At 71.9% G+C, this 17,157-nt stretch carries 17 protein-coding genes; 13 read left to right on the top strand and 4 right to left on the bottom strand.

Going from position 1 to position 17,157, the window contains the following annotated elements; all coding sequences use genetic code 11:
* Window positions 1-61 precede the first annotated feature (61 nt).
* A complete protein-coding gene (locus F4553_RS39560; protein ID WP_184846816.1) occupies window positions 62-892 on the bottom strand; it encodes a DUF1684 domain-containing protein in 831 nt (276 codons plus the stop codon).
* A gap of 86 nt (window positions 893-978) precedes the next feature.
* Window positions 979-1,737 carry a cellulose binding domain-containing protein gene (locus F4553_RS39555; RefSeq protein ID WP_184846814.1) on the bottom strand — a complete coding sequence of 253 codons (759 nt, stop codon included), beginning with the start codon at window positions 1,735-1,737 and terminating at the stop codon, window positions 979-981.
* 135 nt (window positions 1,738-1,872) lie between these two features.
* Between F4553_RS39555 and F4553_RS42730 the strand changes: the two genes are divergently transcribed.
* Entirely contained in the window at window positions 1,873-5,400 is a 3,528-nt protein-coding gene (locus F4553_RS42730; protein WP_184846812.1) for a CHAT domain-containing protein, read from the top strand.
* A 206-nt stretch (window positions 5,401-5,606) separates the two neighbouring features.
* Window positions 5,607-5,963: a hypothetical protein gene (locus F4553_RS39545; protein ID WP_184846810.1), complete on the top strand. Its 357-nt coding sequence runs from the start codon at window positions 5,607-5,609 to the stop codon at window positions 5,961-5,963.
* A 6-nt stretch (window positions 5,964-5,969) separates the two neighbouring features.
* On the opposite strand, the gene F4553_RS39540 is transcribed toward F4553_RS39545, so the two are convergent.
* On the bottom strand, window positions 5,970-6,536 hold the full coding sequence (locus F4553_RS39540; protein ID WP_184846807.1) for a TetR/AcrR family transcriptional regulator: 567 nt from the start codon (window positions 6,534-6,536) through the stop codon (window positions 5,970-5,972).
* A gap of 106 nt (window positions 6,537-6,642) precedes the next feature.
* On the opposite strand from F4553_RS39540, the gene F4553_RS39535 reads away from it, so the two are divergent.
* Window positions 6,643-7,533: an SDR family oxidoreductase gene (locus F4553_RS39535; RefSeq protein ID WP_184846805.1), complete on the top strand. Its 891-nt coding sequence runs from the start codon at window positions 6,643-6,645 to the stop codon at window positions 7,531-7,533.
* Here F4553_RS39535 and cutA read toward each other — a convergent pair whose 3' ends face one another.
* A complete protein-coding gene (gene cutA, locus F4553_RS39530; RefSeq protein ID WP_312875559.1) occupies window positions 7,534-7,878 on the bottom strand; it encodes a divalent-cation tolerance protein CutA in 345 nt (114 codons plus the stop codon).
* Between the two features lie 64 nt (window positions 7,879-7,942).
* Between cutA and F4553_RS39525 the strand changes: the two genes are divergently transcribed.
* From F4553_RS39525 to F4553_RS39485, 10 genes are all read left to right on the top strand, one after another.
* Complete coding sequence (locus F4553_RS39525; RefSeq protein WP_312875558.1) at window positions 7,943-8,476, top strand: SigE family RNA polymerase sigma factor; 534 nt, start codon at window positions 7,943-7,945, stop codon at window positions 8,474-8,476.
* On the top strand, window positions 8,473-9,765 hold the full coding sequence (locus F4553_RS39520) for a hypothetical protein (protein WP_184846803.1): 1,293 nt from the start codon (window positions 8,473-8,475) through the stop codon (window positions 9,763-9,765). Before F4553_RS39525 ends, F4553_RS39520 begins: the two co-directional genes overlap by 4 nt.
* Before the next feature lie 7 nt (window positions 9,766-9,772).
* The gene (locus F4553_RS39515) at window positions 9,773-10,477 is read left to right on the top strand and encodes a ThuA domain-containing protein (protein WP_184846801.1); all 705 of its coding nucleotides are present in this window, start codon (window positions 9,773-9,775) and stop codon (window positions 10,475-10,477) included.
* Between the two features lie 61 nt (window positions 10,478-10,538).
* Window positions 10,539-11,063, top strand: a complete 525-nt coding sequence (locus F4553_RS39510; protein WP_184846799.1) for a PadR family transcriptional regulator — start codon at window positions 10,539-10,541, stop codon at window positions 11,061-11,063.
* Window positions 11,060-11,740 carry an ABC transporter ATP-binding protein gene (locus tag F4553_RS39505; protein WP_184846797.1) on the top strand — a complete coding sequence of 227 codons (681 nt, stop codon included), beginning with the start codon at window positions 11,060-11,062 and terminating at the stop codon, window positions 11,738-11,740. Before F4553_RS39510 ends, F4553_RS39505 begins: the two co-directional genes overlap by 4 nt.
* Window positions 11,737-13,887 carry an FtsX-like permease family protein gene (locus tag F4553_RS39500; RefSeq protein WP_184846795.1) on the top strand — a complete coding sequence of 717 codons (2,151 nt, stop codon included), beginning with the start codon at window positions 11,737-11,739 and terminating at the stop codon, window positions 13,885-13,887. Before F4553_RS39505 ends, F4553_RS39500 begins: the two co-directional genes overlap by 4 nt.
* A 180-nt stretch (window positions 13,888-14,067) precedes the next feature.
* Window positions 14,068-14,394, top strand: a complete 327-nt coding sequence (locus tag F4553_RS39495; protein ID WP_312875577.1) for a CATRA system-associated protein — start codon at window positions 14,068-14,070, stop codon at window positions 14,392-14,394.
* The gene (locus F4553_RS40405) at window positions 14,381-15,967 is read left to right on the top strand and encodes a CATRA conflict system CASPASE/TPR repeat-associated protein (protein WP_221470662.1); all 1,587 of its coding nucleotides are present in this window, start codon (window positions 14,381-14,383) and stop codon (window positions 15,965-15,967) included. Before F4553_RS39495 ends, F4553_RS40405 begins: the two co-directional genes overlap by 14 nt.
* A complete protein-coding gene (locus tag F4553_RS40400) occupies window positions 15,964-16,698 on the top strand; it encodes a phosphotransferase (RefSeq protein WP_221470661.1) in 735 nt (244 codons plus the stop codon). The genes F4553_RS40405 and F4553_RS40400 overlap by 4 nt, the downstream gene beginning before the upstream one ends.
* Before the next feature lie 109 nt (window positions 16,699-16,807).
* A complete protein-coding gene (locus F4553_RS39485) occupies window positions 16,808-17,155 on the top strand; it encodes a UBP-type zinc finger domain-containing protein (protein WP_184846791.1) in 348 nt (115 codons plus the stop codon).
* Window positions 17,156-17,157: the final 2 nt, after the last annotated feature.

Raw genomic sequence — 17,157 nt, 5'->3', positions numbered from 1 at the left:
GGAAGCGCGAAGCCGGTGCGCGGCGGAGCGATCCGCTGCGCACCGGCTCGCAACGCATTCGTCACACCGCGGTCTCGTACGGGTACCGCTCACCGGCCTCGACGGCGACCGCGAGCCGGTTCTCGGCGGGCGGCAGCGGGCAGGTCGCGTGGTCGGTGTAGGCGCACGGCAGGTTGGTGGCCCGGTTGAAGTCCACGGTCACCGTGCCGTCCTCGTCGGGCGGGCCGAGCTGCAGGGACCGGTTGGCCGCGTAGGTCGTGACGCCGGAGGTCGCGTCGGTGAACAGGATCGTCAGGCTGCCCGGCGTGTAGCCCTCGAACACCGTGAGGCTCAGCGGCTGCCCGTCGACGGCGAAGTCGACGCGGCCGAGCGCGGGGTAGACGTGGTGCAGCTCGTCGACGACCGAACCGACCGTGGTCGGGCGGGGCTCCGCGAAGGGAACGTACCGTCCGGTGACCGCCCAGCGCGGGTCCGGTTCGTACGCGGGCGTTCCCCGGTACGCGGCCAGCACCGGGTTGTCGGGGTGGCGGGGGCGGACGATGGCGTACCCCCCTCGGCGTGCGACCTCGATGACCGCGGCCTGCCAGCGCGCGTGGACGCTGGCGCGCTCGGCGATCGCGCCGAAGCTGTGCTCGCCGCGGACGGTGACGCCGTCGATGACGAGCTCGTCGCCGTCGTCGAGGACCACGGTGATGTCGTCGTCGGTCGCGGTCCAGGTGCCGGGTGCGTCGGTGAACCGCTGGGGCTCGGGACCCAGCCAGTGGATCCCGGTGATGGCGAGGAATCCGTGCGGGTCGGCTCGGCGGGTCTCGTGGCTGCGATGCCAGGCCTGCCACTGCTCGGCGAACTCGTCGGCGGCGACCGGGCTTTTCGCGAGGACCTCCGTGGTCATGTCTCCCCCTGGGCGTGAGCACTGTCGATGGCATATATCCTACTCACAGAGTAGGAATTAGCGCCAGGGGGAGACCGCGGCGCGGGTCAGCCGTTGTCGACCTGGTGGGCCAGGACGGCCGTGGACACATACATCGGGACGGTGTAGTTCTGCTGGTTGAGGCCGAGGTACTGGTCCTGGCCGACGGCATCGCCGTCCACGGGAGACCGCAGGGTGATCGCCTGCGGCGTGTTCCAGGTGCTCGGCGTGAAGACCAGCGAGGCGGGCGACGCGGTCACCACCGAGCCGCTCCCCACCGTCACGGTGATGTTCACCGCGGGCGCGCGGCTGAGCCGGACGGTGGCGGTGGCCGTGCCGCCCTCGGGCACGTCGGGCCGCGCCGGCGTCGCGATCAGGTAGGGCTGCGGGGTGTAGACGCAGGTCTGTCCGTTGTAGACGAACGACGCCACCGGCACGTTCGTCAGCGTCGGGTTCGTGTGGACGCCGATGCCGAGGGTGATCGAGCCGCCGGCCGGGATCGCGCCGTTGAACGACGCGTTGGACACGGTGACGTGGCGGCCGGTCTGGGTGAAGCCGCCGTACATGGCGAACGCGACGACCTGCTGGTCGGCTACGTCGAACGAGACGGACCACGAGGTCACCGCGGTTCCGGGGCTGAAGACGAGCTGCGACTGGAAGCCGGTGCCCCAGTAGGACATGACCCGGTAGTCCACGGTGCATGGTGCCGCGGCGGACGCGGGGGTGGGAGCGGCGGCCAGCATGCCGACGATGAGCACGAGAACGCCCAGCAGCTTCGCTGCCGCTGGGCGTTGGCGGCCGGTTCCGGTACGGGTGGTGTTCTCCATGCGTGCATGATCTGCCCCAGCCGCCCGTACTGCGGATGGTGTTGGACACCGTTGGACACGGCGCGGCGCCGCCGTCCGCCAAGCGTGAGAGCCTTCGTCCGTCAGCGGTGAGGCATGGGAAGGAAGCAGGCTCAGGTGACCGACGCGGCAGAGCGCGACCGGCTGACCGCCGCCATCACGGCCCGCCTGGGCGAACACCGGTCGACCGGCGACCCGGCGGTCATCGGGGGCGCCGACGCGGAGGGCGAGGCGGCGGCCCTGCTCGGCATCCTCCAGCCGCTGGTGGTGGCGGGCGGGATCACCCGCCTGGTCCGCCTGCGCGCCGACAAAGACCTGGTCCGCGCCGTGACCGCCCTCGCCGACCTGCACTGGCACCGCCACCTCGCCGGATTCCGGCACCAGGAGCGCGACCTCCACCTCGCCGCAGCCCTCTACGTCCTCGTCCTTCCGCCGTTCCGCCCGGATCTCCCCGACGGGCTGCGGCCGCTGGTGACCGCGGTCATGGCGCACACCGGCCCCGGCGGGTGGGCACGTGCGGCCTGGCGCTACCAGAAGATCGCCATCGGGGGGTACGACGGATCGGCGCTGACGACCGCCGCCGGGGTAGCCCGGATGGCGGTGGTGATCACCCGGCCGGACAGCGACACCGGAGCCTTCGCGCGCAGCGTTCTCGGCCTCGCGCTGAGCATGCGCGCCCAGACCGGGGTCGCCACACCCGGTGACCTCGCCGAGGCCGAGGCGGCGGTCACCGAATCGTTCGCCTACTTCGAGCAGCACTCGCCGACACAGGCGATCGGCGCCAGGGTCCTGCTGGCCCACCTCCGGCTCCTGCGATGCGAGCAGGGCTACGACCCGGCGAAGCTCGACACCGCCATCGAACTGCTCCGGCCCCTGACCGCGGCCGGCGAGCCGCTCTACCCGATGGCGTGGTCGGTGCTCGGCCGGTCACTCGCCCTGCGCCACCGGCTGACCGGCGCCGACGCCGACCTCGACGAGGCCGTGGAATGCGCGGCGCGAGCGGCGTCGGCGCGCGACGTGCACCCGATCGACAGGACCACCTACCTGTCCAATCTCGGCGTTCACCTGGTGGAACGCTATGAGGGCCGCCAGGACGTGGCCGACCTCCAGCGGGCCGTCGACGTCATCCGCCAAGGGCTGGCCGGGATCCCCGCAGCCAGCCCTTTCCGCGGGATGTTCCTGACCAACCTGACCAACGCGCTGCGGCTGCGCTTCCTGGAGCTCGGCGATCCGGGCGACCTCGACGAGGCCGTCCGGGCGGGGCTTGCGGCGGAGCGGCTGCTCCCGGACACCGTCAAGGCGCTGGCGAACCTGGCCGACGCCCTGTACGGCCGGTTCGCCGTGCGCGGCGACCTCGCCGACCTGCACGCGGCGATCGACCGGCACCGCCGAGCCAACGAGCTGCCCATGGCGGACGGGCTCGACGCCGCCTCGCGGCTGCCCAACCTCGCGCTGATGCTGCTGGTCCGCTTCTATCGCCTGGGCACGACGGCCGACCTCGAAGAGGGGATCGACGTCTGCAAGCAGGCACTCGCCATCGTGCGGGAGCCGAGGATCCGGGCCAGCGCCCTCGGCGCGCTCGCCGAGGTCCTGAATGCCCGGTTCGACGCCCTGGCCGACCCGGCCGATCAGGAGCGGGCGTTCGCGGCGTCCGAGCAGGCCCTGCGGGAGTGCCCGCCCGCGCACTTCCTGCTCCAGGCGTTGCAGTTGAACCGGGGAGCACGCCTGATCGGCCGATACGAGAGCACCGGAGATGTCGCCGACCTCGAAGCCGCCATCCCCTTGATCGAGGCGGCGGTGCACGCGCCGCACCTGGGCACCATGGCGCGACCGGAAGCCCTCGGCCAGTTGGGTCACGCACTGCTGCTCCGCGCCGACGGCCACGGCGGCATCGCCGACCGCAACCGTGCGGTGGCGGTGCTGCGGCGGGCGGTCGACACCACCGCCGAAGCCGACCCCGCCTGGGCCGGGGTCGCGTCGCGGCTCGCCCGCGCGCTCCTGTGGCCCGATCAGCCGACCGGCAACGAACAGCAGGAGGCGATCGAGCTCCTCCGGCGCGCGGCCGCCTGCGAGACGGCACCGGCCGAGAGCCGGCTCATCGCCAGCCGTCGGCTGGGCCGGCAATCAGCGCTCGCCGGACGCTGGGAGGAGGCCGCCACCGCATACGCCCGCGGCGTCGAGCTGCTGCCCCGGCTCGCGCTGCACGGCATGACCCGCATCGACGGCGAGCTCGCGCTGGACGGGAACCTCGGGCTGGCGATGGATGCCGCCGCCTGCGCGCTGAACCTCGGCGACCCGCGCCGGGCCCTCGAACTCGTCGAGCACGGCCGGGCGGTGATCTGGCGGCAGATGCTCAGCGCCCGCTCGGACCTGTCGACGCTGCGGGCGGCGCACCCGGACATCGCCGACGAGCTCGAACTGACCCGGCGGCACCTCGACGAGGTACGCCCGGACGCCGACCTGACCACCCCCGCCGGCGTGCCGTTCAACGCCGACCAGCGCATCGCGCTGATGCTCCGGTGGGCCGAGCTGGTGGCGCGGGTCCGGTCGCTGCCGGGGTTCGGCTCGTTCATGGCTCCCCCGACCGCCGCGGAGCTGCTGGCCGCCGGACGCGACGGCCCGGTGGCGGTCGTCAACGTGAGCCACTGGCGGTGCGACGCGCTCGTCGTCGCCGCCGGCACACTCACGGTGGTACGCCTGCCCGGGCTCACCCACGACGAGAGCATCGAGCGGGCCAACGCCTACCTGGCCGCGCTGAAGGCGGTGGAGGACACCGATGGGGAGCCGTCGGCGCAGGCCGAGCTGGACGCCCTGCTCCTCGACCAGCTCGTCTGGCTGTGGGATGTCATCGCCGAGCCCGTCCTGACGGCGATCGGCGGGGATCCCGGCCGGATGTGGTGGTGCCCCACCGGTGCGCTGACCCTGCTGCCCCTCCATGGTGCGGGGCACCATGACGGCAGCGGGCGCGCCCTGATCGACCGGGTGGTCTGCTCCACCGTCCCGACCCTGCAGGCGCTGATCCGGGCCCGGTCGAGCAGCCCCGGGAGCAGATCAGGACGGTTGATGTTCGTCGGGATGCCGCGTACCGAAGGCCTCCCGGATCTCCGCGGCGCCGCCCGCGAGCAGAAGTGGATCAGCGGTGTGGTCCCGCCGGAGCTGCTGACGACCCGGGTCGGACCGGCCGCCACCCGTACCGGCGTGCTCGCCGACCTCGCCGAGCACGACCACGCCCACTTCAGCTGCCACGGAATCCAGGTCCTGGGCCGTCCGTCGCTGGGCGGGCTGATGCTCGCCGACGGCATGATCGCCGTCACCGACATCACCGCCGACCACGCTCACGGCGAGCTGGTCGTCATGTCGGCCTGCATGACCGCGACCGGCGGCATCACCGTGCCCGACGAGGCGGTCAGCCTCGCCGCCGCGCTGCACCACGCCGGCTGGCGGCAGGTCGTCGCGACACTGTGGACGGTCTGGGACGCCGTGGCGGCCCGGGTGACCGAGCGGCTCTACTCGGCGATCGTCGTCGACGGCGAGCTCGTGGCCGACCGCAGCGCGGGCGCCCTGCGCGAGGCGATGCTGATGGTGCGCGACGAGGCACCCGACCGACCGAGCCGGTGGGTGCCGTTCATCCACATCGGAAGATAGCCGACGAGCTCGGGTGCCGTCCGTGATCGGACAGGTGTCATGGCTGGTCTCGGCTGATTCCGGTGGCACCACTCTGGAAGGATCTGGACGCCGTCTGGCACCAACACCCCGATCGCCGATGTCGAACGCCTCCGGCAGGAGACCACCGGCAGCCCCATGCCCGCCCGCGCCCACCTCGCCGACCCACCCGCAGGAGAATCCGCACCGTGACCACCGAACCCGTCGCCGCCATCGCCCGCAACGTCGCCCAGCACCTCACCACCGACCACAACCCCGCCCTCATCCATCAGGTCGAAGCCGCCCTCCACCAGCGCACCGCCACCGCCCCCACCCCGCCCGCCCGCTACACCGACCCCGTCGCCATCGCCTCCCTCATCGTCGCCATCGCCACCGTCGCCTGGACCGTCTACAACGACCTCAGGAAGGAGACACCCCGACCCCCGATCGCCACCATCACCCGCACCATCCGCCTGCAGCTCGACGAGACACACACGATCGACGACACCACCAGGCGGATCATCGACATCACCGCCGAGGAGACCATCAAGTACGGCGACCGATAACGCCGGTCAGCGAGCGGAGGTCACGACCCCGAGGCGGTCGAGCGCCGCAGCCGTCGCCTGCGACAGGTCCGCTCCCAGCGGCTCACCGACCCAGCGCTCGAAGGCGACCCGCAGCACCACGATGCCCGTCTCGGCGGCGAGGCTCGCGTCCGGTTCCGGCACTCCCCGCCGGCGCAGCCCGTCAGCGAGGGCGGCGGCGAGAGACGCCAGCTTGATCAGCTCGCGTTCCTGCAGGTCCGCGTTGGCATTGATGATCGACTGGCGCAGCCGGGAGTGCTCGTGGTGCTGTCCCAGTGTCGTGGCGCCGACGGCGAGCGCGGCCGCGACGGCCTGCATGGGCGAGGCGGAGTCGGGGGCGGCCTCCAGGGCACGGACGAGGCGTTCCTGCAGATCGGCAGACCCGGCGAACAGCACCTCGCGCTTGTCGGCGAAGTAGCGGAAGAACGTCCTGGCCGTCAGCCCGGCCCGCTTGGCGATCTCGGCGACGGTCGTCTGCTCGAAGCCGCGCTCGACGTAGAGCTGCATCGCCGCCTCGCGGAGCCGGCCGCTCGCGTCTGCCTCCCATCGCACCACGGCATGAGTCTAGCGATGTCACTCGGTGACATCGCCTGCTAAGCTGATGTCATTAAGTGACATCGTTCCGACCCCTGTCGAGCGGTCGGTCCCCATGGAGGGTTTCATGCGCATCTTCGTCACCGGCGCGAGCGGCTGGATCGGCTCCGCCGTCATCCCCGAGCTGCTCAGCGCCGGACACCATGTTCTCGGCCTCGCCCGTTCCGACGCCGCCGCCGAGTCGGTCGCCCGGCTCGGCGCCGAGGCTCATCGAGGCGATCTGGGCGACCTCGACAGCCTGCGCGCCGGGGCAGCCGCCGCCGACGGCGTGATCCACCTCGGATACAGCCACGACTTCACCCAGATGGAGGCGGCGGCGCGGACCGACCTGGCCGTGATCGACGCCATCGGCACGGCGCTGGAGGGCACCGAGCGGCCGTTCGTCGTCGCGGCGGGCGTGCTCGGACTGGCGCCCGGCCGGGTCGCCACCGAGCAGGACGTGCCCGACCCGGCCGGCCACCCGCGCAACGCGGGTGTTCGCACAGCGATGGGGTACGCCACCCGCGGCGTCCGCGTCTCGTCGGTGCGGTTCGCCCCCACCGTCCACGGGCCCGGCGACCACGGCTTCATCGCGATCCTGGTCGGGATCGCCCGGGAGAAGGGCGTCTCCGCCTACATCGATGACGGCGGCAACCGGTGGCCCGCCGTGCACCGGCTCGACGCCGCGAACCTCGTCCGGCTCGCCGTGGACGCGGCACCCGCCGGTGCGGCACTGCACGCCACCGCCGAGGAGGGCGTGCCGACCCGGGAGATCGCCGAGGCGATCGGTCGCGGGCTCGGCCTACCGGTGGTCTCCATCCCCGCCGAGCAGGCCGGTGAGCACTTCGGGTGGATGGGGCGCATCTTCGGTGGCGACGCTGCGGCGTCGAGCTCGGCGACCCAGCGGCTGCTCGGATGGAACCCCACGCACCCCGGACTCATCGCCGACCTGGAGGCCGGGTACTACTTCAAAAAGTAGTCAGCCCTGCGCGAACCGGGTCTCCGCGGTAAGCCAGGCGAGGTACGCCGGGTTCCCGCCGATGATCGGTGTGTGGATGATCTCCGGGACGTCGTAGCCATGACCGGCGAGGATGTGCTGCTGCAGCGCGGCAGCCCGGTCGGCCGGGGTCTTGAAGAGGATCAGCCACTCCTCGGCCGTCTCCTGAGCGCCCTGCCACCAGTACGTGCTGGTGATGGGGCCGACGACCTGACCGCACGCCGCGACCCGTGCGGCCACCGCCGAGGACACCAGCTCAGCCGCACGATCGGCGGAGTCGGTGGTGGTGGACACCTGCACGTACTGCTCGCCTGTCACCTCGGTCACGCTCGACACTTTATTCGTCCCGGCGACCCCCAACCATTGCGGCGGGCCCCTGCGTTGTAGTCCCGTGAGCCCGAACCGGATCGACCAGCACGCGGATTTCACCGCGTTCGCGCAGGCGTGCCAGCACCGGATGCTGCGCTCGGCGTACCTGATCTGCGGTGACCGGCACCTGGCCGAGGATCTGCTCCAGTCGGCCCTGGTCAAGGTCGCGCTGCGCTGGCCCCGGCTCCGCGACGGGCAACCCGAGGCCTACCTGCGCCGGATCGTCTACCGCGACGCGGTCTCCTGGTGGCGCACCCGGCGCCGGGAGATCACCGTCGCCGAGCCACCGGACCGGCTCGGTCCCGACGACGGCGGGGACACCGTTCAGCTCCGCGTCGTCTTCGCCGACGCGCTGTCCCGGCTCACCCCGAAACAGCGGGCGATCCTGGTGCTGCGGTTCTACGAGGACCACACGGAGGCGCGTACCGCCGAGGTCTTGGGGGTTGCACTCGGCACGGTCAAGAGCCAGACCTCGGTCGCGCTGCGCCGACTGCGCGAGCTCGCGCCCGAACTATCCGATCTGGTACGCCAGGACAGCCCAGGAGCCGTGCGATGAGCCGCGAAGATCTCCACGCCATGTTCGAAGCGCTCGCCGAGGATGTGCCGCCGCCCCACCTCGCTGGCCCCGCCGCGGCCGGTGCCGCCCGGGTCCGGCGGCGGCGGACCGTGGTCGCCGGGGCGCTCGCGGCGGTCGTGCTGATCTCCGGCGCCGCCGTGGCGGCGTGGCGCCCGACCGGGGCGGACGTGACGACGGGGCCGACCGCCTCCCCCGCGCCGCTGCCGCAGCCGTCCGCTCTGGCCAGGGTCGACCGGCTGCCCGCCGAGCCCGCGCGGAGCCCTCGGTCGGAGCCCTACTGGCCGGCCTCGATCAATCTGCCCGCCCGGGTGCCGACCCTCGCCGAGGCGCCGATCAGCCACGCCGTCATGCTCTACTCCCCGATCGCCACGGGCGCCTCCGCGATCTACGCCTACGGCGAGGGGACGGTCAACGGCGGCAGCGGCGACGGGAGGTTCCACTGGGCGCGGGTCGATGTCGATCTCGTCGACACCCGTGACGCCGGCGGCAACCAGGCGATGCCGCTGGGCGTCAACTCCCTCGGGCCGATGGGGACCCGGGCCGCCTTCGCGCAGCCCGACGCCGCGGTGATCGTGGACCTGCTGACCGGGGATGTCGCCAGGATCGCCCTGCCGGGCCTCAACGAGCAGGTGACCTGGCTCGCCGACGGACGGCACGTGCTGGTCTCCAGCGAGGCCGAGACGTGGCTCGTCGATGTCCAGACCCGCTCGGTCGTCCGGGCAGCCGTCGCGGGCCAGCGGGTCACCCCGCTCGTCGGCGGCGGATCCGGGCTCACCGCGCTGATCCCCGCGGACACCGGCGCCGAGCCGCTGGAGCTGCTGGCCTACGACGACGGCGGGCTCGCCCGGACCGGGACCGTGCCCGTCGACTCCCGGACCCTCGGCGCCTACCGGATCAGCTACCTGAGCCCGCGCGGATGGCGCTACGGCGACCTCGTCGCCTTCGCGGCGAACGGCCAGCTCAGCACCGCGAACGGTTCGGGGCCACGCGACTTCGTGGCCGTGCTCGACGCCCGGACCGGCGCCTTCACCCAGGTGCTGGACCTCGGCGAACGCGACCGCAACAAGGGGTGCTGTGCCGTCTACGGCTGGCAGAACAGCAACGAGGTGCTCGTCTACACGCAGCAGGAGGGGCTGCTGGCGTGGGATCTTTCCACAGGGCGCGTGGTCCGGCTGGTCGACCCGGCCCTCGGGCTGGTCTCCGTGGCGCCGATGGGCTGCGACTGGCACCTCACGATCGGCGGCGTCTCGGCCGACTGCATCCAATAATGGCCTGATGACGCTCGCTGTACTCGCGATCGGAGAGCTGACGGTCGGCGGCGAACCGGAGATCCACGCCCCGTTCGTGGCGGCCGCGACGGCCTGGCTCAGCACCGAGCCCGGCCTGAAGGTCACGCACCTGCAGAGCCCGGACCCGCTCACCGACCGGCTGCTCGCCGACTACGACCTGATCCTGCAGCTCAACTACACGCCGTTCCGGTGGAACGCGACCGCCCGGGCCGCGTTCGAGAAGTACCTCGAGACCGGGCGCGGCGGCTGGGTCGGCCTGCACCACGCCGGCCTCTACGGCCCCGTCGTCACGCCCGAGTCCGAACCGCCCTGGACGTGGTTCCACGACTTCCTGGGGCGGATCAACTACCGCGACTACATCGCGTCGTGCGCGTCGGCCACCGTGCACGTCGAGGACGGCTCCCATCCCCTGTTCGAGGGGGTGCCGGCGGCCTTCCGGGTCGAGACCGACGAGTGGTACGTCTGGGACAGCAGTCCCCGGCCCCACGTGCACGTGCTCGCCACCGTCGACGAGCACTCCTACGATCCCGCCTCGGCGATCAGGATGGGCGACCACCCGGTGATCTGGACGAACCCGAACCACCCCGGCCGCAACGCCTACATCTTCATGGGCCACCACCCCGACCTGTTCCAGAATCCGGCCTACGTCACGCTGCTGCGCAACGCCATCCGGTGGGCGGGCGCCGCGTGAAGCGGCGAGCATCACACTGAGGGTATATACGCGAGGTATACCCTCAGTGTAGTCTTCCGGCATGAGCGTCCCCCTCACCCTCCTCGGCCTGCTCCAGCGGGAGCCGAGCCATGGCTACGACCTCAAGCATGAGTACGACGCCTATTTCGGCCGCGGCAAACCACTGCCGTTCGGCCAGGTCTACTCGACCCTCAGCCGGCTCGCCCGCGACGGCAAGGTGGTGATCGACGAGGTCGGTCCCGGCGAGGGACCCGACCGCAAGCGCTACATCATCACCGAGCTGGGCGCGACCGAGATCGAGCAGTGGCTGACCCAGCCCGTCGACCCGGAGCCGCACCTGCAGACCGTGCTCTTCGCCAAGGTCGTGCTCGCACTCATGCTCGACCGCCCCGCCGCCGAATACCTCGACACCCAGCGCGCCGCGCACCTGCAGCGGATGCGCGAGCTCACCGAGATCAAGCGCACCGGCAGCCTCGTCGACGGGCTCCTCGCCGACCACGGCCTCTACCACCTGGAGGCGGACCTGCGGTGGATCGAGATCACCGGCGCCCGACTGGACGCCCTGAAGAAGACGGTGCAACGATGACCATCGCGATCGAAGCGCGCAACGTCGCGTTCTCCTTCGGCAAGACCCCCGCACTGCAGGGCGCCAGCATCGCCGTGGACTCCGGCGAGATCCTCGCCATCATGGGGCCCAGCGGATCGGGCAAGTCGACGCTGCTGCACTGCCTGGCGGGCATCCTGGTTCCCGAGTCCGGCGAGATCCTGTTCGACGGCGCCCGGGTCGACTCGATGACCGAGCATCAGCGCAGCAGCCTGCGCCGGGACCGCTTCGGGTTCGTGTTCCAGTTCGGCCAGCTCGTCCCCGAGCTCACCGCCGCGGAAAACGTCGCGCTGCCGCTGCTGCTCAGCGGCGTCCGCCGGGCCGAGGCACTGCGCAAGGCCCACAGCTGGTTCGAGCGGCTCGGCCTCGACGGCATGGAGCACCGCCGCTCGGGCGAGCTGTCCGGAGGGCAGGCCCAGCGCGTCGCCCTCGCTCGCGGCCTGGTCGCCGGGCCGGAGGTCCTGTTCGCCGACGAGCCGACCGGTGCACTCGACTCGCTCACCGGCGAGCAGGTGATGGAGCTGATGGTCGCCGCAGCCCGCGAGCAGGGGACCACCGTCATCCTCGTCACCCACGAACCACGGGTCGCCGCCTACGCCGACCGCGAGGTCATCGTCCGCGACGGGCGCGTCAACGCGCCGGAGCGGGTGCCGTCATGATCCGCTTCGGGCTGCGCCTCGCCGTCGCGGGCGGTCGTGAGGCGCTCATCCGCCTGGTCGTCATCGCCGCCGCGGTCGCCATCGGCGCCGGGCTGCTGCTGATCACCCTCGCCGGCGTCAACGCCACCAATACGCAGCTCACGCGCTATGCGTTGCTCTACCCCAGCGCGTCGGCGGGCGACGGGGACGCGCTGTGGTGGTCCACCCGGGAGGACTACTACCAGGGCACTCCGATCATCCGGGTCGACGTCGCCCCCACCGGACCGACCGCACCGACCCCGATCGGCATCCCGTCGGTGCCGGGCCCCGGAGACTATTACGCCTCACCGGCGCTCGCCGAACTGCTCGCCGAGGTCCCCGCAGCGCAGCTCAGCGACCGCTACCCCGGACGGAGCCTCGGCACCATCGGACCAGACGCCCTGGCCTCACCGGACGCCCTGCTCGTCATCATCGGCAACACCGCCGACCTGGCCGCCGTGCTCCCCAACGCCAGGAAGCTCACCAGCATCGGCGACAAGGCGCCCGCGCTCCCCGAGACCGTGGTCGACCTCATCGTCGGGGTGATCGCCGGCGGCCTGCTCTTCCCCGTCCTCATCTTCATCGGGACGGCGACCCGGCTCAGCGCGGCCCGCAGGGAGCAGCGATTCGCCGCCATGCGCCTGGTCGGAGCCACACCCAAGCAGATCTCGGTGATCGCGGCGACCGAAGCCGCAGCGGCAGCCGTGGCCGGCACCGTCCTGGGCTTCGCGATGTTCTACGCCTTCCGCCACCAGCTCGCCGCGATCCCGATCACCGGTATGCGGTACTTCCCCGGCGACATCACCCTGAGCGCGCTGGACATCGCGGTCGTCGCGCTCGGCGTTCCGGCCGGCGCAGCCCTGGCGGCCTGGGTGTCGCTGCGGCGGGTCCGGATCTCCCCGCTCGGCGTCACCCGGCGGACCACTCCGCGACCGCCACGCGCCTACCGGCTGATCCCCCTCGTCCTGGGCGTCGCCGAGCTGGCCTACTTCATCGGCCGCCGGCCCCCGACATCCGACGGGCAGATGGCGGCGTTCCTCCCCGGACTGCTCCTCATCATGATCGGCCTCGTCTTCGCCGGACCGTGGCTGACCATGGCCGGCGCACGCATCCTGGCCCGGTACGCGAGCCGGCCCGCCACCCTCATCGCCGCCCGGCGGCTCGCCGACAACCCGAAGGCCGGATTCCGGGCCATCAGCGGCATCATGCTGGCGCTCTTCGTCACCAGCGTGGCCCTCGGCGTGATCACCACGATCATCGCCAACCGCGGCCCGGCACCGATCGGCTCGGTCGACGCCGGCACCCTGTCCACCTCCTTCTACGACGACCCGCCGACCGTGCCCGGCAGCCTCGTGACCGAGCTGCGCTCGATCCCGGGGGTGCGAAGCGCCACCGTGATCAAGATGAACCCGGTCGAAGGCGGCGACGCCGGGGTGATCGCGTGCACCGACATACCCGCGGTCTACGGCCGCTGCGCCGACGGCGCCACGGTCGCCGCCGTTCCGGGCAGCTTCATCCCCTGGGGGGAGTCGGCGTCGGCCACGAGGGTCTGGCCCGCCGCGACGATCTCCGTCGCGGAACTCCAGCGGCTGCCGGCGGTGTCGATCGTCGTCGACACGGGCGGCTCGGCCGTCGCACTGGAGCGGGCGCGTACGGTGCTGTCGCTCGCCTACCCCAACTACTGGGTGGGCCCCAACGTCCCCGGCGAGTTCGAATCCGACTTCGCCAACACGATGCGCGGCTGGCAACAGCTGGCCAACGTCATCATCATCGCCAGCCTGGCACTCGCCGGGTGCAGCCTCGCGGTCAGCGTGATCGGCGGCCTCAGCGAGCGCAAGCGCCCGTTCAGCCTGCTGCGCCTCAGCGGCACCCCGGTGCAGACCCTGCGCCGCGTGGTGGCCCTGGAGAGCGCCGTGCCGATGCTCGCCGTCGCCGCGGTCGCGATCGGCATGGGGCTGCTCGCCGCCCAGCTGTTCCTCCGGGCGCAGATGGACTACACGCTCGTCCCACCAGGGGCGGAGTTCTACGCGATCGTGGTCGTCGGCCTCGCCGCCTGCCTCGGCATCATCGCCTCCACCATGCCGCTGCTGGAACGGATCACCGGCCCGGAAACCGCACGCAGCGAATAGCGACACGTTCCGCGAACCGGCCCTGGTATGCGGGTGGCCTTCTCCGGCCGCCTTGCATGCCAGGGCCGGTGCCGGAGTCAGGGCTGCGCGGCACCGGCAGTCCCCACCACTGGGCGGCTTTTCAGTACATCGGGTGGTGATGAGACACCGGTGTCGTCGATATAGTCACTCCTTGTGAGCATGTTCGATCTCGTCGCCAGCACCCGGTCCACTCTGCTGGACCTGCAGGATTGGCAGCTCACACCAGAGCAGTGGACGCGGGTGGACAGCCTGCTGACAGACCTCGACGCCGCACTGTCCCGATCGGACACACAGGCGCTGCGGTCGACCCGGATCCTGCTGGAACTGTGCGGCCCCGTCCGGATCACACGGATCGGCACCGAACCGACCATCGCGGCGCCGGAGCACATCCTGGAGCGCACCAACCACCTGGTGCACTCCCTGTCCCTGCCACTGCCGCCCGAGCAACCAGCTCGTCAGGAGGACAACGGCGATGCCGGCCGCTGAACCGTCCGCCCAGGAGCTCGTCGTCCACGCATACGCGCCGCTGGACGGTCCGGCCGCCGCACCGGCGTACGCCCAGCTGCGGGCCGTCTGGACCGCGGCCCGGCAGCTGTTCGGCGCCGACCGAACCATCGCCGGCACCGGGCTGCCGGCCTCCCTGCCCGACGATCCGGGCTCCACACCCGACGGAGCGCTCGCCGGTCAGGAGACCCTGGTCTCGGACTGCCAGCTCATCCTTCGGCGCAGTCACGACACGCTCGCCCTCTCCCTAGCCTTCGCCGAGACGCGCGACACGGGCTGGGCGGACTTCGACCGGCGGTGGACCGAGGCGACCCGGGCCGGAACCGACTCGCTGCTCGGCATTGTCCAGCTGTTCCTGGCCTGCTCCTCCAACCAGACCGACTCCCCCGGCGCCGAGTGGCGACACCCGACGCGGATCGAGCCGTTCACGGTCTGGGACAGCGACAGCGGCACCCGGGCGACACCGTCGCGCCGATTGGCGATCCTGGCACCGGCCGCTGAGCTGGACGCGCTGAGCGCATGGGCGTGGAGCCGCGGCGACGTCGCCATGCCGCCGCTGGCCAGGTACCTGCTCCACGCAGCCAAGATCAGCTACCACGCCCGGGTCTGGTCCGCCGACCGATCGGCGGAGGACGCGCGACGGCGGACCGACCAGGCCGTCGCCGAACTCCTCGCCGTCGTCGCGCAGCCCGGCCGAGGCGACCACTCGGCCGCGCTGCGCACACTGCAGGCCGCACGCGTCGACCTGTCGGTGGCCCTCTCGAGGCTGCGCGAGATGCAGGCCTCCGTCGAGATCATCCGCGACAACATGCGCCGCTACCTGCCCGACCCCCTGCCCGCCGACACTCGGCTCGCCGATTGGCTGACGCAGCAGCTCGCCGACGCCGCGGGCTACCTCGACCTGTCCCGCCAGCGCGCTGCGGAGATCGCCGAGCTCGTCCGGCAGGGCCCCGTCGGCGACGACCCTCCCCGGCGGGCGAGCCGCTCCCCCGTCGCCGTCCGGGTGGGCTTCGCCGTGGACATCGTGAACTACAGCTCCCGCACGGCCCCGCTGAAACGCGAAGCGCAGAGCCGCGTCGCCCAGCTCATCGACGACGTGCTCGACGACCTCGAGCTCACCCTGAACCATACCGACCACCAGACCAACGGGGACGGCGCCAACATCTTCCTGCCGGTGGCGACGGAGATGCACCGGGCGGTGCCGCAGCTGCTCCACTCCTGGCGCGACCGGCTCGCCGCGGACAACGCCCGGCACACCGACCGCATCCGCCTGCGGCTCGTAGTGGGCATCGGCCCGATCGAGACGGCGCCGCTGGGCTTCGGCGGCAACACCATCATCGAGGTCAGCCGCCTGCTGGACAGCGACGTCATCCGCGAAGCCGTCACCGCCGACCCCGACCGCGACCTCATCGCGCTCATCTCGAACCAGCTCTACCAGTGGGTCGTCGGGGAAGGGCACACCGGCATCGAAGCAGACCATCTGCGGCAGGTGACCGCCTCGGCGAAGAGCTTCACCGCCACCGCCTGGTTCTGGGCACCGGACGAGGCGCCGTGACCGACGGCGAATGGCTTCCGGGCAACGTCGGCGGCGTGATCCGCATCGGGGCCTCCGTGCACCGGCCGACCGGTCCGTGGACCCCCGCCGTCCACGCGCTGCTGCACCATCTCGCCGACCGCCTGCCCCTGGTCCCGGTCGTGCACGGCTTCGACGACGAGGGCCGCGAAGTCCTGTCCTACGCCGAGGGCACGGTCGAGGAGATCCTCAGCGACGCCCAGCTCGTCGACCTCGTCGGCTGGACGCGCCGGTTCCACGAGGCGGTCGCCGGGTTCACCCACCCCGGGCCCTGGCGGTATTTCCCGATCCCGGACGCCACGCTCATCGGGCACAACGACATCGCGGCCTACAACGTCTGCTTCGACGGCGACCGGCTCGCGGGCGTGTTCGACTGGGATCTCGCCGGCCCGACCAATCCCCTGCAGGAGCTGGCTTTCATCGCGTGGAACGGGGTGCCGATGTGGGCCGGCCTGGACCCGGCGGAGGCCGCGCGGCGCCTACGCCTGATCGCCGGGGCATACGGCGGTCCGAGCGCGCTGGAGATCGTCCACGCGGTCGTCCCGCGCATCGAGCTGATGATCGCCGGAATAGCCGAGCGGGCGGCCGCCGGTGATCCTGGAATGCGCAATCTGGTCGCCAACGGCGAGCAGGAGCGGGACCGGGAGACGTTGGCACGGCTGCGGCCCCGCATCCCGGCGATCGCCGCCGCGCTGTCGGCTCCACCGCGCTGAGCCGCGACGGAAACGGCGGTAAACCATCCGGCGGCGATCACGGTCCGAGTAGCATCGGCGCAGAGCGAGCCCTGTTTCCCTATTCGCCCTGGCGAGGATCGGCGCGGCCATGAACACCGAGAAGGCGATCCAGCCGTCCGTCGCGCCGTCGGGCACCGGGTGCGTCGAGTGCACCGCGGCCGGCGGCTGGTGGTTCCACCTGCGGCGCTGCGCGCAGTGCGGGCACATCGGCTGCTGCGACACCTCGCCCCGACAGCACGCGACCGCCCACGCCACCGAGCACGGGCACCCGGTCATCAGGTCGTTCGAGCCGGGCGAGGACTGGTTCTGGAGCTACGACACCAACGAGATCATCGACGGTCCGGAGCTGGTGGCACCGCTGAGCCACCCGGACGACCAGCCGGTGCCGGGGCCCGCCGGTGCCGTACCCGACAACTGGGTTTCCCAGCTGCACTGACA

This window comes from Allocatelliglobosispora scoriae, from assembly GCF_014204945.1.
In the GTDB taxonomy this organism is placed as follows: domain Bacteria; phylum Actinomycetota; class Actinomycetes; order Mycobacteriales; family Micromonosporaceae; genus Allocatelliglobosispora; species Allocatelliglobosispora scoriae.
The sequence above is the reverse complement of the archived record's forward strand: the minus strand, read 5'-3'. Positions and strand labels throughout refer to the sequence as shown.

Coding starts and splice junctions, on each gene's coding strand:
- F4553_RS40405 (WP_221470662.1), top strand. CDS start 14,381: ATGCCGGCCGCTGAACCGTCCGCCCAGGAGCTCGTCGTCCACGCATAC.
- F4553_RS39500 (WP_184846795.1), top strand. CDS start 11,737: ATGATCCGCTTCGGGCTGCGCCTCGCCGTCGCGGGCGGTCGTGAGGCG.
- F4553_RS39560 (WP_184846816.1), bottom strand. CDS start 892: ATGACCACGGAGGTCCTCGCGAAAAGCCCGGTCGCCGCCGACGAGTTC.
- F4553_RS39520 (WP_184846803.1), top strand. CDS start 8,473: ATGAGCCGCGAAGATCTCCACGCCATGTTCGAAGCGCTCGCCGAGGAT.
- F4553_RS39555 (WP_184846814.1), bottom strand. CDS start 1,737: ATGGAGAACACCACCCGTACCGGAACCGGCCGCCAACGCCCAGCGGCA.
- F4553_RS39535 (WP_184846805.1), top strand. CDS start 6,643: ATGCGCATCTTCGTCACCGGCGCGAGCGGCTGGATCGGCTCCGCCGTC.
- F4553_RS39485 (WP_184846791.1), top strand. CDS start 16,808: ATGAACACCGAGAAGGCGATCCAGCCGTCCGTCGCGCCGTCGGGCACC.
- F4553_RS39495 (WP_312875577.1), top strand. CDS start 14,068: ATGTTCGATCTCGTCGCCAGCACCCGGTCCACTCTGCTGGACCTGCAG.
- F4553_RS39505 (WP_184846797.1), top strand. CDS start 11,060: ATGACCATCGCGATCGAAGCGCGCAACGTCGCGTTCTCCTTCGGCAAG.
- F4553_RS39515 (WP_184846801.1), top strand. CDS start 9,773: ATGACGCTCGCTGTACTCGCGATCGGAGAGCTGACGGTCGGCGGCGAA.
- F4553_RS39510 (WP_184846799.1), top strand. CDS start 10,539: ATGAGCGTCCCCCTCACCCTCCTCGGCCTGCTCCAGCGGGAGCCGAGC.